Annotated in this window: 3 protein-coding genes; 2 read left to right on the top strand and 1 reads right to left on the bottom strand. The window is 66.6% G+C overall.

The genetic code is table 11. The features are described from left to right. Window positions 1-1,719, bottom strand: a 1,719-nt coding sequence (locus tag ACFWF3_RS28555; RefSeq protein WP_379316587.1) for a PEP/pyruvate-binding domain-containing protein, incomplete at its 3' end; no start/stop codon positions are given. 397 nt (window positions 1,720-2,116) lie between these two features. Between ACFWF3_RS28555 and ACFWF3_RS28560 the strand changes: the two genes are divergently transcribed. Further along, on the top strand, window positions 2,117-2,398 hold the full coding sequence (locus tag ACFWF3_RS28560) for a hypothetical protein (RefSeq protein WP_379316589.1): 282 nt from the start codon (window positions 2,117-2,119) through the stop codon (window positions 2,396-2,398). A gap of 147 nt (window positions 2,399-2,545) precedes the next feature. Beyond that, window positions 2,546-3,478, top strand: coding sequence for a fatty acid desaturase family protein (locus ACFWF3_RS28565; RefSeq protein ID WP_378990095.1), 933 nt, complete (start codon window positions 2,546-2,548; stop codon window positions 3,476-3,478). Window positions 3,479-3,565: the final 87 nt, after the last annotated feature.

A 3,565-nucleotide genomic window follows, 5' to 3' on the forward strand; every position in this document is an offset into this window, starting at 1 on the left:
CCCCTCGATCGCGGCTCGTGCGTCATCACCGCCCAGGTGATCGACCAGACCGTCCAGGAAATCGTCGCCCTCGATCCGCTCCAGGTACGCCACCACCGCCGGATGCGGGCGGATCGCATCGGCGACGTCCAGCAACGCCAGACCCATCTCCGATGTCACGTTGCCGGGGACCGACTGGGTGAGTGCGTCGGCAGCGTTCTTGTCGCCCAGCCATTCCCGCAACCGATCGTTGAGCCACTCCGTGGCCTCCATCGCGGCCATGATCACCTGCAAACCCTGGGGAGCGAACAGGACCCGCCGCAGCTCCTGCTGGATATCGGTCCGGATGAACTCGAGCAGCGGCGGTCCGGACAGGTCCTCGATGTCGCGCTTCATGGCCGCCAGCGATGCCTCGCTCTGCCTGATGAGCTCGGTGACGATGTCGGGATCGGTGTCGATCGGCGCGGGGGCGGTACCGAACGGCGTCGCTGGTGCGCCGGAATCCTCCTCTGGCACTTCACGAACGAAGTCACCGCGCTCGAGCACCGTGCGCAGCGCGTCCCCCATCAGCGGGTCGGACTTGCCGAGTCCCGCCGCCAAGGCGGCGCCTTTCGCGGGCACGGACACCATCGCGGTGACGTCGACGAACAACCGGCCGCCCGCGTCACGCATCGGCGCGTTGCTCGTCAGCTGCCACACCGAGAGCCCCAACGGCTTCATCGCGTCGGTCATCATCTGCTGATGGCCCACCGACACATAGACGTGGTTCTCCCCGTCGTCGGCGTCGGGGATCGGGAACAGGCTGGTGATCGGCCTGCTCTGCACGATGCGGAAAACATCTCCGTCCGCACACCATTCGATGTCCTGAGGGCTGCCGAAATGCGCCTCGATGCGGCGGCCGAGCCGCGCGAGGCCCAGCACCTGCGCATCGGAGAGGACCGGCTCGTTTCGGTGTTCGCCCGCGATCTCGCGCACCTGGGTGCCGCCGGTCGGGACCGGCTCCACGCAAATCTTCTTGGTGGCGATCGCCTTGTCGGTGATGTGGTCGTCGCGAACCCGGTAGACGTCGGCATTGACCAGACCCGACACGAGCGCTTCGCCGAGACCGAAACCAGCGTCGATGGACACGACGGTCCGGTCGGAGGTGAGGGGGTCGGCCGTCATCAGAATGCCGGCGGCGCGCGCGAACACCATCCGCTGCACGACCACGCCCATCCGGATCTTCTTCTGGTCGAAGCCGTTTCGCAGTCGATAGGTGACCGCTCGCTCGGTGAACAGCGAACCCCAGCACCGGCGGACATGCTCGACGATCGCCGCCGCTCCCACGACATTCAGGAAGGTGTCCTGCTGGCCGGCGAACGAGGCGCCCGGCAGATCCTCGGCCGTCGCACTGGATCGCACGGCACAGGCGTTCTCCGCTCCGAGCCGAGCATGCGCGGCGAGGATCGCCTCCACGACCGCGTCCGGCACGACCAGCTCCTCGATCATGCGCCGCAACTGCGCGCTCAGCCGGGAGATCGCGGCCCGATCACCTGGCTCGAGGCGCGACACCTCGTCGAGCCGAGCATCGAGCGTCGGCTCCCCCGCCACCGTCCGAGCGAAGGCATCGGTCGTCACGCAGAACCCGTCCGGCACCTCGACACCGTCGACCCGCGACAATTCGCCGAGGTTGGAACCCTTACCGCCGACGATCGCGACCATTGTTCGATCGATCTCGTCGAATCCGAGCACATAGGCCATTCCGCTACTCCTCACCTGGTGGTTTCGGTCTGACGCGAGCGATTATGGACCAGGATTCAGCGCCTCATGAGGGCCCGGAATCGTGTATACAGTAGAAGGGGGAAGCACCGGGAAGCGCTCGTGCGCCCGACACCGGCGGCAATCCGTGACCACACCGGATTCCCGTCCACGACAGCCCCGAACTGCAGTGATGCGATTCGGGTTGCCACATCGCGGGGCAACCGGCCTCCGAGAGCCGACCGCTGCCGCGTGACAGGCGGTTGCGCCATGTTGCCCATCGATTGCGGATGCCGAGATTTTCACCTCGCGCGCCGATCCGGGCAGCCTGCGACCCCGAATATGTGACAGATCAGCTAGCACGCAGCGTCCAGCCCCCGGCTTTGCCTGTGAGGACACCATGGCCACCGAAAACCCTGTCGACTCCCCGCCCACAACCGATGCGGCCGCCGAACCGCCCGCGCCGTCCTGGGCCGCGCCTGCTCTGCTCCTGTCGCTACTGATGCTCGGCCTCGACCTGGTGGCCCTGATTCCCCTCGGTGCGTGGATGCGCGACTACGGCATCGGCCTGGTCTGCACGATCTACCTGCTCCACGTCCTGGCGTCGACCGCGGTGGCCGCATGGACCGTGAGCCAGTTCCCCCTCCAGCTCGATATCGAACCGGAGCAGCAGAACACCTAGCCGTTCTGCCTCGGCCGTGCGGGTGCATCTCTGCTGAATTGTCGGCGAACACCCGGTTCGCGGTACCGTCGGGCCTGCCACGCCTGGGTGTGCGGGTGGCAGGATAGGGGCGGAGTTTGCCTGATCTATCCGGAGCACCGCTGCACCATGACTCGAACTCGCACACCGCGCCCCTCCGATGTGCCGCGCACTGCCGGCGGCGACCTGGTAAATGTGCGACTCATCGTGCTCGCGTTGACAATCGGCGGCACCCAGCTGTTCGTGATCCCGCTGGTGCTGCTCCCCGTGGATGCCGCGTGGGGTTGGGCCCTGGTGCCGCTGACGCTGACCATCACGCCGTTCTGGTCACTGATCCACGAGGCCGTTCACGGGTCGCTGCTACGGAATCGGACCCGCAACGACCGGATGGGACGCATGCTGGCGGTGGTGTACGGATCGCCCTTCGCGATGCTGAAAGTGGGCCACCTGCTCCACCATCGATACAGCCGGGTTCGTGAGCGGAGCGAGATCTACGACCCGGCGACGACCACTCGGCGGTCCGCCGCTCCCCCGTTCTATCTGAAACTGTTCGGCGGTTTGTACCTGCTCGAAGTGCTCGCGCTCCTGCTCGCGCCGATGCCCGAGCGAACCATTCGCGCACTGGGACGTCGAGTGGACGCACCCGATTCGGTCGGTGGTCTCGTACTCGAGCGAGTCGCCCAGCCCGTGGTTCTGGGAAAGTTCCGCACCGACGCCGCCGCGATCGTCGTCATCCACACCGTCGCGTTCCTCTGCTACGGCGCGCACGGCTGGATGCTGCTCGCCGCGCTCGGCGGCCGCGCCCTCATCATCTCCCTCTCCGACAACGCCTACCACTACGGCACAGACCTCGAATCGCCCAGAGCGGCAATGAATCTGCGCCTGCCCCGCACCCTCGAGCGCTTCGCCCTCAGCTTCAATCTGCACGACGTACACCACCGCCACCCCGGCCTGCGCTGGTACGAGCTACGTTCCCGATTCGACTCCGAAGGCGCTCACTACCACCTCGGCTGGTTCCGCGCGGTTGCCCGTCAACTCCGCGGTCCGATCGAACTGACCTGATTTCGCTCGATTTCGCGGCGCCGGGTGAGGCATCGTAGATCCATGCCGCTGACGATTTCGGTTCTCGCGGACCGCCCCGACCTGTAC

Origin of the sequence: Nocardia sp. NPDC060220 (assembly GCF_042727815.1) — a bacterium.
GTDB lineage: Bacteria > Actinomycetota > Actinomycetes > Mycobacteriales > Mycobacteriaceae > Nocardia.